Origin of the sequence: Chromobacterium subtsugae (genome assembly GCF_001676875.1) — a bacterium.
GTDB lineage: Bacteria > Pseudomonadota > Gammaproteobacteria > Burkholderiales > Chromobacteriaceae > Chromobacterium > Chromobacterium subtsugae.
This window is the reverse complement of record NZ_JYKA01000020.1, coordinates 1-13,546: the sequence shown is the minus strand read 5'-3', so window position 1 is coordinate 13,546 and position 13,546 is coordinate 1. Positions and strand designations below refer to the sequence as shown.

The window sequence follows — 13,546 nt, the reverse complement described above, 5'->3', positions numbered from 1 at the left end:
TCAAACCTTACGGCTTTTCGAGGCCAGCAGGCGGCCAGTTCTCCAGCTTCATGCCGAGAGTCAGGCCCTTGGAAGCGAGAACTTCCTTGATCTCGTTCAGCGACTTGCGGCCGAGGTTCGGAGTTTTCAGAAGCTCGGTTTCAGTACGCTGGATCAGATCGCCGATGTAATAAATGTTCTCAGCTTTCAGGCAGTTGGCCGAACGAACCGTCAGTTCAAGATCGTCTACCGGACGCAGCAGGATCGGATCGATCGGCGGCGCCTTTTCAACGACTTCTTCAACCGCTGTGCCCTGGAGATCAGCAAAGATCGACAGCTGGTCCATCAGGATGCGGGCTGCGTTGCGCACAGCCTGCTCCGGCTCGATGACGCCATTGGTCTCGATGTCGAGAACCAGGCGGTCGAGGTCGGTACGTTGTTCCACACGGGCGCTTTCCACAGCGAAGCTCACGCGGCGAACCGGCGAGAAGGAAGCGTCCAGTTGGATGGTACCGATGGAACGGTTGTCATCATGGCTGGATCGAACGGACACCGGCTGATAGCCGCGGCCCTTTTCGATCTTGATCTCCATGTCGATCTTGCCGCCGGAGGAGAGGTGACAAATCACGTGTTCCGGATTGATCACTTCCACATCATGCGGCAGCTCGATATCGCTAGCCAAGACAGCGCCTTCACCGTCCTTTTTCAAGGTCAGCACGACACTGTCGCGACCATGCAGCTTAAGCACTACGCCCTTGAGGTTGAGGAGGATGTCGACGACATCCTCGCGCACGCCATCAAGCGCGGAATACTCATGCAAAACGCCAGCGATAGTCACTTCGGTCGGAGCGTAGCCCGGCATCGACGACAGCAGAATACGGCGCAGCGAGTTGCCCAGGGTATGGGCATAGCCGCGCTCGAACGGCTCCATCGACACACGAGCGTGAGTTGCGGAAACCGGCTGTACGTCGATGAGACGGGGTTTCAGAAATTCCGAAGCGCTGTTTTGCATAGTCATTCCCTAAGAGCTAGCGATTACTTGGAGTAGAATTCCACAACGAGTTGTTCGTTGATATCGCTAGACAGTTCGGAACGTTCCGGTGCGGATTTGAAGACGCCTTCCATTTTCTTGGAGTCAACCGACACCCAAGACGGGAAGCCGCCTTGCTCGGCCAGAGCCAGGCCTTCAGCGATACGGGCCTGCTTCTTGGCCTTTTCGCGGACGGACACTACGTCACCGGCTTTAACCTGGTAGGACGGAATGTTCACAACCTGGCCATTCACAACAATAGCCTTGTGGCTAACCAGCTGGCGCGCTTCGGCGCGAGTGGAGCCAAAGCCCATGCGATATACAACGTTGTCCAGGCGGGACTCAAGCAGCTTCAGCAGGTTTTCGCCCGTGGAGCCCTTGCGGCGCACAGCTTCCGCAAAGTAGTTGCGGAACTGACGCTCGAGTACGCCGTAGATGCGGCGGATTTTTTGCTTTTCGCGCAGCTGGACGCCGTAGTCGGACAGGCGACCGCGACGGGCGCCATGCTGACCAGGAGGGGTATCCAGTTTGCACTTGGAATCCAGTGCACGACGCGCGCTCTTCAGGAAAAGGTCGGTGCCTTCACGACGAGCGAGCTTGCACTTCGGGCCAATATAACGTGCCATGTTCTCACACTCTCCGAATTAGATACGACGTTTTTTGGGCGGACGGCAACCGTTGTGCGGTACCGGCGTCACGTCGGAGATGCTGGTGATCTTGAAGCCCAGCGAGTTGAGTGCGCGAACAGCGGATTCACGACCCGGGCCCGGGCCTTTAATACGAACTTCCAGGTTCTTCACACCGTATTCTTGGGCAACTTTACCAGCGTGCTCTGCAGCTACCTGAGCGGCAAAGGGTGTACTCTTGCGCGAGCCCTTAAAACCAGCGCCGCCAGAGGTAGCCCAAGACAGTGCATTGCCTTGACGGTCGGTGATAGTGATGATGGTGTTGTTGAACGAAGCGTGAACGTGCACGATACCTTCGCTAACAGACTTGCGCACTTTTTTACGTACACGGACAGCTGTGTTTGCTTTAGCCATTCTCTGTGTTCCTTAAGATTACTTCTTGCCGGCGATCGCCTTACGCGGTCCCTTGCGGGTACGAGCGTTAGTGCGAGTGCGCTGACCGCGGCACGGCAAGCCACGACGATGGCGCATGCCGCGGTAGCAGCCCATGTCCATCAGACGTTTGATGCTCATGGTGATTTCGCGGCGCAGGTCACCTTCAACGGTGAACTTGGCAACTTGATCACGCAGAGCTTCCATTTCAGCTTCAGTCAGATCCTTCACCTTGGTGGAGGGATTCACGCTGGCTGCAGCACAGATGTGCTGAGCGCGAGTCTGACCGACGCCGAAGATTGCCTGCAGGCCGATAACGGCATGCGCATGATTGGGGATGTTTACCCCTGCAATACGGGCCATACTCTTTCCTTAAGCCTTAAGACCTTGAAAAGTTTGCGATTGTATCACGCAAATCCAGGTCTAACAAATGTTAGCCTTGTTTTTGCTTGTGACGCGGGTCCGTGCAGATCACGCGTACTACGCGATTGCGACGAATGATTTTGCAATTACGGCAAATCTTCTTTACAGAAGGCTGTACTCGCATGTTCAGATCCTTTCAAATCCAAAAAAGAGCGAATGCGTTACTTCGCACGGAACACAATCCATGCCTGGGACGGATCGCGCGGGCTTCCCCGCGCCAGCCTTGTCGCCGGACAGGATGCGGATGCCAGGCATCCGCACCGTGCCGGAGATATGCCCCAGAACCACGTGTCCACTTTCGAACCGACCGGAAAATCGCGTGAAGCGAATCTACCAAACCGGGCCCGGAAACTGGATAGTGTCTTCCTTAGCCATGTAACCCAGTGTATGTGTCAGCGGGTGAGAGCGTTGCCTTTGAAGTTAGCCTTCTTCAACAAGCTCTCGTACTGATGCGACAACACATAGGACTGCACTTGCGCCATGAAGTCCATGGTTACCACCACCATGATCAGCAGCGACGTACCACCAAAGTAGAACGGCACGTGCCACTTCAGGATCAGGAACTCAGGCAGCAGGCAGACCAGCGTGATGTAGATCGCACCGATCAGCGTCAACCGCAGGATGATCTTCTCGATGTACCGAGAAGTCTGCTCACCCGGACGGATGCCGGGAATGAACGCCCCGCTCTTCTTCAGGTTATCCGCCGTTTCCTTCGGGCTGAATACCAGCGCCGTGTAGAAATAGCAGAAGAAGACGATCGCGGCGGCATACAGCAGCACATAGATCGGCTGACCCGGATGCAGCTTGTCAGCCACGCCCTTCAGCCACGACATATGTTCGCCCTGACCGAACCAACCAAGAATGGTGGCCGGGAACAGGATGATGCTCGACGCGAAGATCGGAGGGATCACGCCCGCCATGTTGAGTTTGAGCGGCAGATGCGTGCTCTGACCCTGCATGACGCGGTTGCCGACCTGACGCTTGGCATAGTTCACCAACACCTTGCGCTGGCCGCGCTCCGCAAACACCACCACGTAGGTGACGAGGATCACGCCGACGAACAGCGCGATGGCGACCAGAGCGTTCATCGCACCCAGGCTCGTTTGAGTCAGGGTTTTGCCGATGGCGCCCGGCACGCCCGAAGCGATACCTGCGCAGATGATCAGCGAGATACCGTTGCCGATGCCCCGCTCGGTGATTTGCTCGCCGAGCCACATCAGGAACATCGTTCCGGTGACCAGCGACACCACCGACGTCAGGTAAAACTCCCACTGAGCGGTCATCACCAGGTTGGGCTGCCTATACAACATTGCCGCGATGCCGAAACTTTGGAAAGTCGCGAGCAGCACGGTTGCATAGCGCGTGTACTGGGTTATTTTGCGACGTCCCGCATCACCTTCCTTCTTCAACTGCTTCAGGCTGGGCAATGCCTCGGCCGCAAGCTGCAGAATGATGGAGGCCGAGATGTACGGCGTGATGCCCAAGGCAAACACCGTGAACCTCGACAAGGCGCCGCCCGAGAACATGTTGAACATGTCGAGCAGGCCCGTCTGCGGTGTGTGGAACAACTTCGCTAGCTCGGCAGGGCTGACACCCGGCACCGGAATGTGCGCACCGATACGGTAAACGATCAATGCTCCAATCAGGAACCAGATTCGACGCTTCAGATCACCAAACTTATTGGCATTTGCCACTAGAGAAGTATTCGCCACAAATTTATGCCTTATTCAATGCTGCCGCCGGCAGCCTCGATGGCAGCGCGGGCGCCAGCGGTAACGCTGATACCACGCAGTTTGACCGCGCGCTCAACCTTACCGGACAGCACTACCTTGGCAACTTGTGCCTGGGCAGATACCAGACCGGCTTGCTTGAGAGCCAGCAGATCGATTTCATCGACCGGCAGCAGGTTCAGTTCGGACAGGCGAACTTCGCAAACGAAGCGAGCCGTCAGCGACTTGAAGCCGCGCTTCGGCAGACGACGTTGCAGCGGCATTTGACCGCCTTCGAAGCCGACCTTGTGGAAACCACCAGCGCGGCTCTTCTGACCCTTGTGGCCGCGGCCGCAAGTCTTGCCCAGGCCGGAGCCGATGCCACGGCCTACACGGCGCTTGGCATGCTTGGCGCCGACGCCCGGTTGTACGGTGTTCAGCAGCATCTCTTAGCCCTCGAATTTGAGCAGGTAGCTGATCTTGTTGATCATGCCACGGTTTTCAGGGGTATCGAGCACTTCAACAGTCTGGCGAATCTTCTTCAGACCCAGACCACGGGCGCAGGCCTTGTGAGACTCCAGGCGACCGATCAGGCTCTTTACCAGAGTGACCTTGACAGTCTTGGCGTTACTCATGACCCACCCCCAGGATGTCCTCGACGCTCAGGCCACGCTTGGCGGCGATTTGCGCCGGAGTGTTGATGTTGCTCAGGCCGTTCAGAGTTGCACGAACCACGTTGTACGGGTTGGTGGAACCATGAATCTTGGCCGAAACATTGTGAACACCCATTGCGTCGAAGATCGCGCGCATCGGGCCGCCGGCCTTCACGCCGGTACCTTCTTTAGCCGGCTGGATGAAGACGGTGGTAGCACCGTGCTTACCCACTACAGTGTGCTGCAGCGTGCCGTTTTTCAGCGGGATCTTGACCATGGTGTGGCGGGCTTGTTCCATTGCCTTTTGTACGGCAACCGGAACTTCCTTGGAACGGCCCTTACCCATGCCGATACCGCCATCGCCATCACCAACTACGGTCAGGGCAGAGAAAGCCATGATACGGCCGCCCTTGACCACTTTGGTGACGCGGTTGACGCTGATCATTTTCTCGACCAGACCGTCGCCGCGATCTTCCATTTCGTGCTTAGCCATTCTTCACTCCGAATTAGAATACGAGGCCGTGTTCGCGAGCGGCGTCAGCCAGTGCCTTCATGCGACCGTGGTATTTGAAACCGGAACGATCGAAAGCCACTTTCTCGATGCCAGCAGCCTTTGCCTTTTCGGCAATGCGCTTGCCGATCACGGCCGCAGCTGCCACGTTGCCGCCGTTGGAGAGTTCAGCGCGTACATCGGCTTCCAGCGAGGAAGCGCTAGCCAGTACCTTGCTGCCGGTCTCGTCAACGATCTGGGCGTAAATGTGGCTGTTGGTGCGGTACACAGTGAGACGCACCATCTTGAGCTCCGCGATCCGGGCACGGGTTTTACGTGCGCGGCGGAGTCGAGCTTGTTTCTTGTCCATATCAGTGCCTCAGTTACTTCTTCTTGGTTTCTTTCAGAACCACAACTTCATCAGCGTAGCGAACGCCCTTGCCCTTGTACGGCTCGGGAGCGCGGTAAGCGCGGATTTCAGCTGCGATCTGGCCTACGAGCTGCTTGTTAGCGCCCTTAACCAGGATCTCGGTCTGAGTCGGGGTTTCCACTTTGATGCCTTCGGGCATCTTGTGGGCCACCGGGTGGGAGAAACCAAGAGACAGGTTCAGCGTGTCGCCTTGGGCTTGGGCACGATAGCCCACGCCTACCAGCTGCAGCTTCTTCTCGAAGCCCTTGGATACGCCGTTAACCATGTTGTTCAACAGAGCGCGCAGGGTGCCGGACATGGCACGTGCGAACTTGCTGTCGTTCTTGGCAGCGAAAGTCAGCTGGCCGTTGTCCAGCTTGATTTCAACTTCTTCGCACAGAGCGGTGCTCAGGGTGCCCAGGGCGCCCTTCACAGTCACTTCTGCAGCATTGAACTTAACTTCAACGCCAGCCGGAATGGCTACGGGATTCTTAGCTACGCGAGACATTTGACCCCCTTAAGCCACGACGCAGAGCAGCTCGCCACCGATGCCGGTGGAGCGTGCCTTACGGTCAGTCATGATGCCCTTGGAAGTGGACAGGATCGCCACGCCCAGACCATTCATGACCTTCGGGATTTCGGTGGAGCCCTTGTACACGCGCAGGCCAGGACGGGAAACGCGGTCGATGCGCTCAATCACCGGACGGCCAGCGTAGTACTTGAGCTGGATATCGAGAACAGGCTTCTTGGCTTCGCCGGCAACGGCGAAGTCTTCGATGTAGCCTTCTTCTTTCAGCACCTGCGCCAGCGCAACCTTCAGCTTGGAAGACGGCATGGAAACAGCCACCTTGGAAGCGCGTTGGCCGTTGCGGATGCGGGTCAACATATCGGAAATAGGATCGTGCATGCTCATTTATGTGTCTCCTATTACCAGCTGGCCTTCACAACGCCCGGAATCTCGCCCTTCATGGCGATCTCACGCAGCTTGTTGCGACCCAAACCGAATTTGCGGAATACGCCACGCGGACGACCGGTGATGGCGCAGCGACGACGCTGGCGTACCGGGGAAGCATTGCGCGGCAGTTGCTGCAGTTGCAGGCGGGCGGCGAAACGCTCTTCTTCCGAGAGGCTCTGGTTGTTGATGGTGGCGATCAGGGCTTCACGCTTGGCGGAGAACTTCTCAGCCAGCTTGACGCGCTTTTCTTCACGGTTAATCAGTGCAAGTCGTGCCATGTGCTTAACCCTTGAACGGGAACTTGAACGCGGCCAGCAGTGCGCGGGCCTCTTCGTCAGTCTTCGCCGTAGTGGTGACAGTGATGTTCATACCACGCAGAGCATCGATCTTGTCGTACTCGATTTCCGGGAAGATGATCTGTTCTTTGACGCCCATGTTGTAGTTGCCGCGGCCGTCGAAGGACTTGGCGGATACACCACGGAAATCGCGAACGCGCGGCAGCGCGATGGTTACCAGGCGGTCCAGGAACTCGTACATGCGTTCGCGACGCAGAGTTACCTTGCAACCTACCGGGTAGTTGTCGCGGATCTTGAAGCCGGCGATGGACTTGCGAGCGGTGGTGACAACCGGCTTTTGACCGGCGATCTTTTCCATATCGCCCACGGCGAATTCCATTACCTTTTTATCGGCAACGGCTTCGCCCACGCCCATGTTCACGGTGATCTTCTCGATACGCGGAACTTGCATGATCGACTTGTAGCCGAACTGTTTCATCAGTTCCGGCACTACGCTGTCTTTGTAGAAATCGTAGAGACGTGCCATGTTTGCTCCTTAGGCGCCGATAACTTCGCCGCTGGACTTGAACACGCGTACCTTACGGCCGTCTTCAAGAACCTTGAAGCCCACGCGGTCAGCCTTTTGGCTTGCCGGATTGAAAATCGCGACGTTCGATGCGTCCACAGGCATGGTTTTTTCAACGATGCCGCCAGCCACGCCACGTACCGGATTCGGCTTCTGGTGTTTCTTGGCGACGTTAACGCCTTCAACAACCAGCTTCTCATCCAGAACACGCAGGACGGTGCCGCGCTTACCCTTGTCTTTGCCGGTGATTACTACGACTTCATCACCTTTACGAATTTTGCGCATGTGACCTCCTTACAGCACTTCAGGAGCCAGCGAAACGATCTTCATGAAGCGTTCGGTACGCAGTTCACGCGTAACGGGCCCGAAGATACGAGTGCCGATCGGCTCAAGCTTGTTGTTGAGCAGAACAGCAGCGTTGCTGTCAAACTTGATCAAAGAGCCATCCGGACGGCGCACGCCTTTGGCAGTGCGAACCACGACCGCATTGTAGACGTCGCCTTTTTTGACGCGACCACGCGGAGCGGCATCCTTGATGCTCACCTTGATAATGTCACCTACGCTAGCATAGCGACGCTTGGAGCCACCCAACACCTTGATGCACATAACGTGACGCGCACCAGTGTTGTCAGCGACCTCAAGCATGGTCTGCATTTGGATCATTTGATGATTACCTTTCTAATCCAACTTTATCCGTCACTTTCACCTGCCGGTTTCTCGCATAAGAGCAAGACCAAACAGACGAAACGCCACAGACAACCTGTGGCGTGTCAAACGGCCAGTTTTGGACCCCGTAAGGGCGGAACTCTTGCAAAGTAGATGCAAGAGCTGGCCATTATACAGAGGACCGAAGTCCTCTGCAAGCTTTATACCTGGCGAGATTTCTCAACCAGGCCAGTTACCACCCACGACTTGGTCTTCGAGAGCGGACGGGACTCGCTGATGACTACCAGGTCGCCTGCCTTGAACTCGTTGTTCTCGTCGTGTGCGTGGAACTTCTTGGAGCGACGGATAATCTTGCCGTAGATCGGGTGCTTAACCTTGCGCTCGACCAGAACGGTTACAGTCTTATCCATCTTGTCGCTGACCACAACGCCGGTCAGCGTACGTACTACTTTGGTTTCGCTCATCTTAAACTGCCTTTTCTTTCAGAACGGTGCGAACGCGAGCGATGTCGCGACGCACTTTCTTCAGTTCAGAGGTCTTGGCGAGTTGCTGAGTAGCGTGCTGCATGCGCAGCGCAAACTGGGCCTTCAGCAGGCTCAGCAGTTCCACCTTCAGCTCATCAACAGTTTTGGCTTTCAGTTCGGACGCTTTCATTACTGACCTACCTGTTTGGTTACGAACACAGTGGCGATCGGCAACTTAGCTGCGGCCAGACGGAAAGCTTCGCGAGCGAGTTCCTCGGATACGCCATCCATTTCGTACAGCATCTTGCCAGGCTGAATTTCAGCCACGTAGTACTCCGGAGAGCCCTTACCCCCGCCCATACGGACTTCGGCAGGCTTGGAGGTGATCGGCTTGTCCGGGAAGATACGGATCCAGATGCGACCGCCACGTTTGATGTGACGGGTCATCGCACGACGCGCAGCTTCGATCTGGCGCGCCGTCAAGCGACCGCGACCCATAGCCTTCAGACCGAAATCGCCAAAGCTCACCTTGTTGCCACGAGTGGCGATACCGGTGTTACGGCCTTTGTGCTGTTTGCGGTACTTGAGTCTAGTTGGCTGCAGCATTGCGGGCACCCTTTCTCATTTTCTTCTCGGGAGCTGCCGGCGCGGCCACAACTTGGCCCGGCTTCAGCTCGCCTTTGTATACCCATACCTTGATGCCGATGATACCGTAGGTGGTCTTGGCTTCCGAGGTAGCGTAATCCACGTCGGCGCGCAGGGTATGCAGCGGCACGCGGCCTTCGCGGTACCATTCGCTACGAGCGATGTCGATACCGTTCAGACGGCCGGACGACATGATCTTGATGCCTTCGGCACCCAGACGCATGGCGTTCTGCATGGCGCGCTTCATGGCGCGACGGAACATCACGCGCTTCTCCAGCTGGGAAGCGATGCCGTCGGCGATGATTTGCGCGTCCAGTTCCGGCTTGCGAACTTCTTCGATGTTCACGTGAACCGGGACGCCCAGGCGCTTTTGCAGTTCTTGCTTCAGAACTTCAATGTCTTCGCCCTTCTTACCGATCACAACACCCGGACGGGCGCTGTGAATGGTGATGCGGGCGGACTTGGCCGGACGCTCGATGGTGACGCGGCCAACCGAAGCATGACCCAGACGCTTCTTCAGGAATTCGCGAACTTCGATGTCCTGCTTCAGCATTTCCGGGAAGTTCTGCGAGGACGCGAACCACTTGGAAGACCAGTTTTTGTTAACGGCAAGACGGAATCCCGTCGGATGAATCTTCTGACCCATTTCTTACCCCTTAATTGCCAACGGTCAACGAGATGTGGCAGGTCTGCTTTTCGATGCGGTTGCCACGACCCTTAGCACGGGCAGTGAAACGCTTCAGACTAGCGCCCTTGTCAACGAAGATGCTGGTGACACGCAGGGTGTCGATGTCAGCGCCTTCGTTGTGCTCGGCGTTAGCGATTGCAGATTCCAGCACTTTCTTGATGATTACCGCGCCCTTCTTCGGGGAGAAGGCCAGGATATTCAGCGCCTGGGCTACGGATTGACCGCGGACCAGATCGGCCACCAGACGGCACTTTTGAGCCGACAGGCGAACACTTTTCAGATTTGCAGATACTCTCATCGCTTCACCTTACTTCTTCTTCGCCTTCTTATCGGCAGCATGGCCTTTGAAAGTGCGAGTCAGCGAGAATTCACCCAGTTTGTGGCCGACCATGTTTTCAGAAACATAGACGGGAACGTGAGTGCGACCGTTGTGTACAGCGATGGTCAAGCCAATGAAGTCCGGCAGGATGGTCGAACGACGGGACCAGGTCTTGATCGGACGCTTGTCGCTGGTTGCCCGTACCGCATCTACCTTTTTCAGGAGATGCAGGTCAACGAACGGGCCTTTTTTCTGCGAACGTGCCATTGTCAATTACCCTTTGTTGGAATAGCGACGGCGTACGATCATGTTGTCGGTACGCTTGTTGCGACGGGTACGGAAGCCCTTGGCCGGAGTGCCCCACGGGCTAACCGGTACGCGGCCTTCGCCAGTGCGGCCTTCACCACCACCGTGCGGGTGATCGATCGGGTTCATCGCCGTACCGCGAACGGTCGGGCGGATGCCGCGCCAACGAGTAGCACCTGCTTTACCCAGCTTGCGCAGGGAGTGCTCTTCATTACCCACTTCACCAACGGTCGCACGGCAATCGACGTGCACCAGGCGGATTTCGCCCGAGCGCAGACGCAGTTGAGCGTATACGCCTTCGCGAGCCAGCAGCATTGCGGAAGCACCAGCGGAGCGAACCATCTGGGCACCCTTGCCAGGTTGCAGTTCCACGCAGTGGATAGTAGTACCCACCGGGATGTTGCGGATCGGCAGGGTGTTGCCGGCCTTGATCGGGGCTTCCGAGCCGGACAGCAGCACGGCGCCAACCTTCACGCCGCGCGGCGCGATGATGTAGCGACGTTCGCCATCGGCGTAGCACAGGAGGGCGATGTGGGCAGTGCGGTTCGGATCGTATTCGATGCGTTCCACTTTTGCCGGGATGCCATCCTTGTTGCGACGGAAGTCGATCAGACGGTAGTGCTTCTTGTGACCGCCACCACGATGACGCGTGGTGATGTGGCCATTGTTGTTACGGCCGCCGGTCGAGTTTTTCTTCTCAACCAGGGCTGCGTGCGGAGCACCTTTGTACAGGTCAGGGTGTACTACCTTGACAACGGCACGGCGACCCGCGGAAGTCGGTTTTACCTTAACGATAGGCATGCTCTATCTCCTTACTCCGCCGCGGCCGGGGTAGCGGTCAGGTCGATTTCTTGACCTTCGACCAAGCTAACGTAGGCCTTTTTCCAGTCACTGCGACGACCGGTGGAACGGCCGAAACGCTTAACCTTGCCCTTGACGTTCACAGTGGAAACGCCTTCAACTTTTACGTTGAACAGCATTTCGACGGCCGCCTTGATTTCCGGCTTGGTTGCGTTGGTAGCAACACGGAACGCCATTTGCTGATGCTTCTCAGCGATCATGGTGCTCTTTTCGGAAACGATGGGAGCAAGGATTACTTGCAACAGACGTTCTTGGTTCATGCCCACTGCTCCTCCAGTTGCTTCACGGCGTCGCGGGTGATCACGGTCTTCTTGAAGCGCAGCAGGCTGTACGGGTCAGCTTGTTGAGCTTCGATAACCAGCACGTTCGGCAGGTTACGCGAAGAGAGATAGAGGTTTTCGTTCAGTTCACCAGTGATGAACAGAGCCTGTTCCAGACCCATCGGCTGAACAGTACCTACGAATTCCTTGGTCTTCGGGCTGGCTACATTCAGCTCGTCCACGATGATCAGGCGCTCGTCGCGCACCAGTTGCGACAGGATGGCCGCCATGCCGGCGCGGAACATCTTGCGGTTGACCTTCTGGGTGAAGTTCTCGTCCGGCTTGTTCGGGAAGGCACGGCCACCACCACGACGGTTCGGGGTGGAAGTCATACCGGCACGAGCGTTACCAGTGCCCTTCTGACGGAACGGCTTCTTGGTCGAGTGCTTCACTTCAGCACGAGTCAGCTGGGCACGGTTGCCGCTGCGAGCGTTCGCCAGGAACGCGGTCACAACTTGGTGAACCAGAGCTTCGTTGTAGTCGCGGCCGAACAGGGAGTCGGACACTTGCAGGCTGCCAACAGCCTTGCCTTGGGTATTGATTACATTCAATTCCATCACGCACCCGCTTTCACGCTGGGACGCACGACTACGTCGCCGTTCTTGGCGCCCGGGACTGCGCCCTTGACCAGAATCAGCTGACGCTCGGCGTCGATACGAACGATCTCGAGGCACTGTACAGTGCTCTTGACGTTACCGTACTGACCGGCCATGCGCTTACCCGGGAATACACGGCCCGGATCCTGAGCCTGACCGATGGAACCCGGCGTATTGTGCGAACGCGAGTTACCGTGGGAAGCACGGTTGGAAGAGAAGTTGTGACGCTTGATCACGCCGGAGAAGCCCTTACCCTTGGAGGTGCCGGTTACATCAACCAGCTGGCCAACGGAGAGGGTTTCAACTGCGACTGCGTCGCCCAGCTTGAAGCTGGAAACAGCGTCGGCCGACAGAGCGAACTCTACCAGGACTTCGCCTGCCTCAACGCCAGCTTTGGCGAAGTGACCGGCTGCTGCCTTGTTGACGCGATTGGCTTTCTTGGAGCCAAAAGTAACCTGCACGGCGTTGTAGCCGTCGGTTTCTGCAGTTTTGATTTGCGTGACGCGGTTAGCGGACATGTCCAGCACAGTTACCGGGATGGTTGCGCCATCTTCGGCAAAAATGCGGGTCATGCCGACTTTGCGACCGACAAGACCTAAACTCATGTTTATTTCCTTTTTCAGGCGCCGATTGCGATTGACCGGCATAAAAAACACGACATAAAAACAAAAACGGACTCGCCAAATTGGCGAGTCCGCTAATGTATCACAGAAAATTCAAGAATCGCAAGCACTTAGCTCGCAAACCCTTGAACTTAAGCGATTACTGCAGCTTGATTTCCACATCCACACCGGCCGGCAGGTCGAGCTTCATCAGAGCATCAACAGTCTTGTCGGTCGGATCTACGATGTCCATCAGGCGCAGGTGAGTGCGGATTTCCAGCTGGTCGCGGGAAGTCTTGTTCACGTGCGGCGAACGCAGAACGTTGAAACGCTCGATCTTGGTCGGCAGCGGAACCGGACCCTTGACCACGGCGCCAGTGCGCTTGGCGGTTTCAACGATTTCCTGGGCGGAACGGTCGATCAGGTTGTAATCGAACGCCTTCAGACGGATGCGGATTTTTTGGCTAGACATGAAAATCTCCGGTCCGATTAAGCGATGATCTTGGAAACAA

The 13,546-nt window shown here is 56.8% G+C and carries 27 protein-coding genes and 1 pseudogene; all 28 read right to left on the bottom strand.

The genetic code is table 11. The features are described from left to right. Positions 1-7 precede the first annotated feature (7 nt). The 28 genes and pseudogenes from MY55_RS18585 to rpsJ all read right to left on the bottom strand — a co-directional run bounded on the left by MY55_RS18585 (position 8) and on the right by rpsJ (position 13,506). A complete protein-coding gene (locus MY55_RS18585; RefSeq protein WP_043579524.1) occupies positions 8-991 on the bottom strand; it encodes a DNA-directed RNA polymerase subunit alpha in 984 nt (327 codons plus the stop codon). Positions 992-1,014: 23 nt separating this feature from the next. Beyond that, the gene (rpsD, locus tag MY55_RS18580; protein WP_043579407.1) at positions 1,015-1,635 is read right to left on the bottom strand and encodes a 30S ribosomal protein S4; all 621 of its coding nucleotides are present in this window, start codon (positions 1,633-1,635) and stop codon (positions 1,015-1,017) included. Between the two features lie 18 nt (positions 1,636-1,653). Next, positions 1,654-2,049 carry a 30S ribosomal protein S11 gene (gene rpsK, locus MY55_RS18575; protein ID WP_011137709.1) on the bottom strand — a complete coding sequence of 132 codons (396 nt, stop codon included), beginning with the start codon at positions 2,047-2,049 and terminating at the stop codon, positions 1,654-1,656. 18 nt (positions 2,050-2,067) lie between these two features. Further along, the gene (gene rpsM / locus MY55_RS18570; protein ID WP_043579405.1) at positions 2,068-2,430 is read right to left on the bottom strand and encodes a 30S ribosomal protein S13; all 363 of its coding nucleotides are present in this window, start codon (positions 2,428-2,430) and stop codon (positions 2,068-2,070) included. A 70-nt stretch (positions 2,431-2,500) separates the two neighbouring features. After that, positions 2,501-2,614, bottom strand: a complete 114-nt coding sequence (gene rpmJ / locus MY55_RS22885; protein ID WP_011137711.1) for a 50S ribosomal protein L36 — start codon at positions 2,612-2,614, stop codon at positions 2,501-2,503. Between the two features lie 37 nt (positions 2,615-2,651). After that, positions 2,652-2,865 (bottom strand): annotated as a pseudogene (locus MY55_RS24035) (S1 domain-containing protein). Positions 2,866-2,882: 17 nt separating this feature from the next. Then, positions 2,883-4,202, bottom strand: a complete 1,320-nt coding sequence (gene secY, locus MY55_RS18565; RefSeq protein ID WP_043579403.1) for a preprotein translocase subunit SecY — start codon at positions 4,200-4,202, stop codon at positions 2,883-2,885. Positions 4,203-4,213: 11 nt separating this feature from the next. Beyond that, complete coding sequence (rplO, locus tag MY55_RS18560; protein ID WP_047238189.1) at positions 4,214-4,645, bottom strand: 50S ribosomal protein L15; 432 nt, start codon at positions 4,643-4,645, stop codon at positions 4,214-4,216. 3 nt (positions 4,646-4,648) lie between these two features. After that, complete coding sequence (rpmD, locus tag MY55_RS18555; protein WP_011137715.1) at positions 4,649-4,834, bottom strand: 50S ribosomal protein L30; 186 nt, start codon at positions 4,832-4,834, stop codon at positions 4,649-4,651. Continuing rightward, a complete protein-coding gene (gene rpsE, locus MY55_RS18550; RefSeq protein ID WP_043579400.1) occupies positions 4,827-5,345 on the bottom strand; it encodes a 30S ribosomal protein S5 in 519 nt (172 codons plus the stop codon). Before rpsE ends, rpmD begins: the two co-directional genes overlap by 8 nt. Before the next feature lie 13 nt (positions 5,346-5,358). Next, positions 5,359-5,712, bottom strand: coding sequence for a 50S ribosomal protein L18 (gene rplR, locus MY55_RS18545; RefSeq protein WP_043579398.1), 354 nt, complete (start codon positions 5,710-5,712; stop codon positions 5,359-5,361). A gap of 13 nt (positions 5,713-5,725) precedes the next feature. Beyond that, positions 5,726-6,259: a 50S ribosomal protein L6 gene (rplF, locus tag MY55_RS18540; protein WP_043579396.1), complete on the bottom strand. Its 534-nt coding sequence runs from the start codon at positions 6,257-6,259 to the stop codon at positions 5,726-5,728. A 9-nt stretch (positions 6,260-6,268) separates the two neighbouring features. Beyond that, the gene (rpsH, locus tag MY55_RS18535; protein ID WP_043579394.1) at positions 6,269-6,664 is read right to left on the bottom strand and encodes a 30S ribosomal protein S8; all 396 of its coding nucleotides are present in this window, start codon (positions 6,662-6,664) and stop codon (positions 6,269-6,271) included. 14 nt (positions 6,665-6,678) lie between these two features. After that, entirely contained in the window at positions 6,679-6,984 is a 306-nt protein-coding gene (rpsN, locus tag MY55_RS22880; protein WP_076098371.1) for a 30S ribosomal protein S14, read from the bottom strand. Between the two features lie 4 nt (positions 6,985-6,988). Further along, a complete protein-coding gene (gene rplE, locus MY55_RS18525) occupies positions 6,989-7,528 on the bottom strand; it encodes a 50S ribosomal protein L5 (protein WP_043579390.1) in 540 nt (179 codons plus the stop codon). Between the two features lie 9 nt (positions 7,529-7,537). Beyond that, positions 7,538-7,852 (bottom strand): 50S ribosomal protein L24, encoded by a 315-nt coding sequence (gene rplX / locus MY55_RS18520; protein WP_043579388.1) that lies wholly within the window; start codon positions 7,850-7,852, stop codon positions 7,538-7,540. Between the two features lie 9 nt (positions 7,853-7,861). Then, a complete protein-coding gene (gene rplN, locus MY55_RS18515) occupies positions 7,862-8,230 on the bottom strand; it encodes a 50S ribosomal protein L14 (protein WP_043579386.1) in 369 nt (122 codons plus the stop codon). 203 nt (positions 8,231-8,433) lie between these two features. After that, positions 8,434-8,697, bottom strand: coding sequence for a 30S ribosomal protein S17 (gene rpsQ / locus MY55_RS18510; protein WP_011137724.1), 264 nt, complete (start codon positions 8,695-8,697; stop codon positions 8,434-8,436). Between the two features lies 1 nt (position 8,698). Then, complete coding sequence (gene rpmC / locus MY55_RS18505) at positions 8,699-8,887, bottom strand: 50S ribosomal protein L29 (RefSeq protein WP_021478360.1); 189 nt, start codon at positions 8,885-8,887, stop codon at positions 8,699-8,701. Then, a complete protein-coding gene (rplP, locus tag MY55_RS18500; RefSeq protein WP_043579384.1) occupies positions 8,887-9,303 on the bottom strand; it encodes a 50S ribosomal protein L16 in 417 nt (138 codons plus the stop codon). Before rplP ends, rpmC begins: the two co-directional genes overlap by 1 nt. After that, the gene (gene rpsC / locus MY55_RS18495) at positions 9,287-9,988 is read right to left on the bottom strand and encodes a 30S ribosomal protein S3 (protein WP_043579382.1); all 702 of its coding nucleotides are present in this window, start codon (positions 9,986-9,988) and stop codon (positions 9,287-9,289) included. Before rpsC ends, rplP begins: the two co-directional genes overlap by 17 nt. A gap of 10 nt (positions 9,989-9,998) precedes the next feature. Beyond that, on the bottom strand, positions 9,999-10,328 hold the full coding sequence (gene rplV / locus MY55_RS18490; RefSeq protein ID WP_021478358.1) for a 50S ribosomal protein L22: 330 nt from the start codon (positions 10,326-10,328) through the stop codon (positions 9,999-10,001). Between the two features lie 9 nt (positions 10,329-10,337). Continuing rightward, positions 10,338-10,616: a 30S ribosomal protein S19 gene (gene rpsS, locus MY55_RS22875; protein ID WP_011137729.1), complete on the bottom strand. Its 279-nt coding sequence runs from the start codon at positions 10,614-10,616 to the stop codon at positions 10,338-10,340. 6 nt (positions 10,617-10,622) lie between these two features. Beyond that, on the bottom strand, positions 10,623-11,456 hold the full coding sequence (gene rplB, locus MY55_RS22870; RefSeq protein ID WP_076098370.1) for a 50S ribosomal protein L2: 834 nt from the start codon (positions 11,454-11,456) through the stop codon (positions 10,623-10,625). Between the two features lie 11 nt (positions 11,457-11,467). Then, entirely contained in the window at positions 11,468-11,776 is a 309-nt protein-coding gene (gene rplW / locus MY55_RS18480) for a 50S ribosomal protein L23 (RefSeq protein WP_043579379.1), read from the bottom strand. After that, entirely contained in the window at positions 11,773-12,393 is a 621-nt protein-coding gene (gene rplD, locus MY55_RS18475; protein WP_043579378.1) for a 50S ribosomal protein L4, read from the bottom strand. The genes rplW and rplD overlap by 4 nt, the downstream gene beginning before the upstream one ends. Next, positions 12,393-13,037, bottom strand: coding sequence for a 50S ribosomal protein L3 (gene rplC / locus MY55_RS18470; protein ID WP_043579376.1), 645 nt, complete (start codon positions 13,035-13,037; stop codon positions 12,393-12,395). The genes rplD and rplC overlap by 1 nt, the downstream gene beginning before the upstream one ends. A 157-nt stretch (positions 13,038-13,194) precedes the next feature. Continuing rightward, complete coding sequence (gene rpsJ / locus MY55_RS18465) at positions 13,195-13,506, bottom strand: 30S ribosomal protein S10 (RefSeq protein ID WP_011137734.1); 312 nt, start codon at positions 13,504-13,506, stop codon at positions 13,195-13,197. Between the last annotated feature and the right edge of the window lie 40 nt (positions 13,507-13,546).

Excerpts from the sequence above, each read along its gene's own strand:
- rpsJ (WP_011137734.1), bottom strand. The coding sequence starts at position 13,506 with ATGTCTAGCCAAAAAATCCGCATCCGTCTGAAGGCGTTCGATTACAAC.
- rplD (WP_043579378.1), bottom strand. The coding sequence starts at position 12,393 with ATGGAATTGAATGTAATCAATACCCAAGGCAAGGCTGTTGGCAGCCTG.
- rplE (WP_043579390.1), bottom strand. The coding sequence starts at position 7,528 with ATGGCACGTCTCTACGATTTCTACAAAGACAGCGTAGTGCCGGAACTG.
- rplO (WP_047238189.1), bottom strand. The coding sequence starts at position 4,645 with ATGCTGCTGAACACCGTACAACCGGGCGTCGGCGCCAAGCATGCCAAG.
- rplC (WP_043579376.1), bottom strand. The coding sequence starts at position 13,037 with ATGAGTTTAGGTCTTGTCGGTCGCAAAGTCGGCATGACCCGCATTTTT.
- rplV (WP_021478358.1), bottom strand. The coding sequence starts at position 10,328 with ATGAGAGTATCTGCAAATCTGAAAAGTGTTCGCCTGTCGGCTCAAAAG.
- MY55_RS18585 (WP_043579524.1), bottom strand. The coding sequence starts at position 991 with ATGCAAAACAGCGCTTCGGAATTTCTGAAACCCCGTCTCATCGACGTA.
- rpsN (WP_076098371.1), bottom strand. The coding sequence starts at position 6,984 with ATGGCACGACTTGCACTGATTAACCGTGAAGAAAAGCGCGTCAAGCTG.
- rpsK (WP_011137709.1), bottom strand. The coding sequence starts at position 2,049 with ATGGCTAAAGCAAACACAGCTGTCCGTGTACGTAAAAAAGTGCGCAAG.
- rplB (WP_076098370.1), bottom strand. The coding sequence starts at position 11,456 with ATGCCTATCGTTAAGGTAAAACCGACTTCCGCGGGTCGCCGTGCCGTT.
- rpsC (WP_043579382.1), bottom strand. The coding sequence starts at position 9,988 with ATGGGTCAGAAGATTCATCCGACGGGATTCCGTCTTGCCGTTAACAAA.
- rpsM (WP_043579405.1), bottom strand. The coding sequence starts at position 2,430 with ATGGCCCGTATTGCAGGGGTAAACATCCCCAATCATGCGCATGCCGTT.
- rpsD (WP_043579407.1), bottom strand. The coding sequence starts at position 1,635 with ATGGCACGTTATATTGGCCCGAAGTGCAAGCTCGCTCGTCGTGAAGGC.
- rplN (WP_043579386.1), bottom strand. The coding sequence starts at position 8,230 with ATGATCCAAATGCAGACCATGCTTGAGGTCGCTGACAACACTGGTGCG.
- rpsQ (WP_011137724.1), bottom strand. The coding sequence starts at position 8,697 with ATGAGCGAAACCAAAGTAGTACGTACGCTGACCGGCGTTGTGGTCAGC.
- rpmC (WP_021478360.1), bottom strand. The coding sequence starts at position 8,887 with ATGAAAGCGTCCGAACTGAAAGCCAAAACTGTTGATGAGCTGAAGGTG.
- rpsH (WP_043579394.1), bottom strand. The coding sequence starts at position 6,664 with ATGAGCATGCACGATCCTATTTCCGATATGTTGACCCGCATCCGCAAC.
- rplR (WP_043579398.1), bottom strand. The coding sequence starts at position 5,712 with ATGGACAAGAAACAAGCTCGACTCCGCCGCGCACGTAAAACCCGTGCC.
- rplF (WP_043579396.1), bottom strand. The coding sequence starts at position 6,259 with ATGTCTCGCGTAGCTAAGAATCCCGTAGCCATTCCGGCTGGCGTTGAA.
- rpmJ (WP_011137711.1), bottom strand. The coding sequence starts at position 2,614 with ATGCGAGTACAGCCTTCTGTAAAGAAGATTTGCCGTAATTGCAAAATC.
- rplX (WP_043579388.1), bottom strand. The coding sequence starts at position 7,852 with ATGCGCAAAATTCGTAAAGGTGATGAAGTCGTAGTAATCACCGGCAAA.
- rpmD (WP_011137715.1), bottom strand. The coding sequence starts at position 4,834 with ATGAGTAACGCCAAGACTGTCAAGGTCACTCTGGTAAAGAGCCTGATC.
- rplW (WP_043579379.1), bottom strand. The coding sequence starts at position 11,776 with ATGAACCAAGAACGTCTGTTGCAAGTAATCCTTGCTCCCATCGTTTCC.
- rpsE (WP_043579400.1), bottom strand. The coding sequence starts at position 5,345 with ATGGCTAAGCACGAAATGGAAGATCGCGGCGACGGTCTGGTCGAGAAA.
- rpsS (WP_011137729.1), bottom strand. The coding sequence starts at position 10,616 with ATGGCACGTTCGCAGAAAAAAGGCCCGTTCGTTGACCTGCATCTCCTG.
- rplP (WP_043579384.1), bottom strand. The coding sequence starts at position 9,303 with ATGCTGCAGCCAACTAGACTCAAGTACCGCAAACAGCACAAAGGCCGT.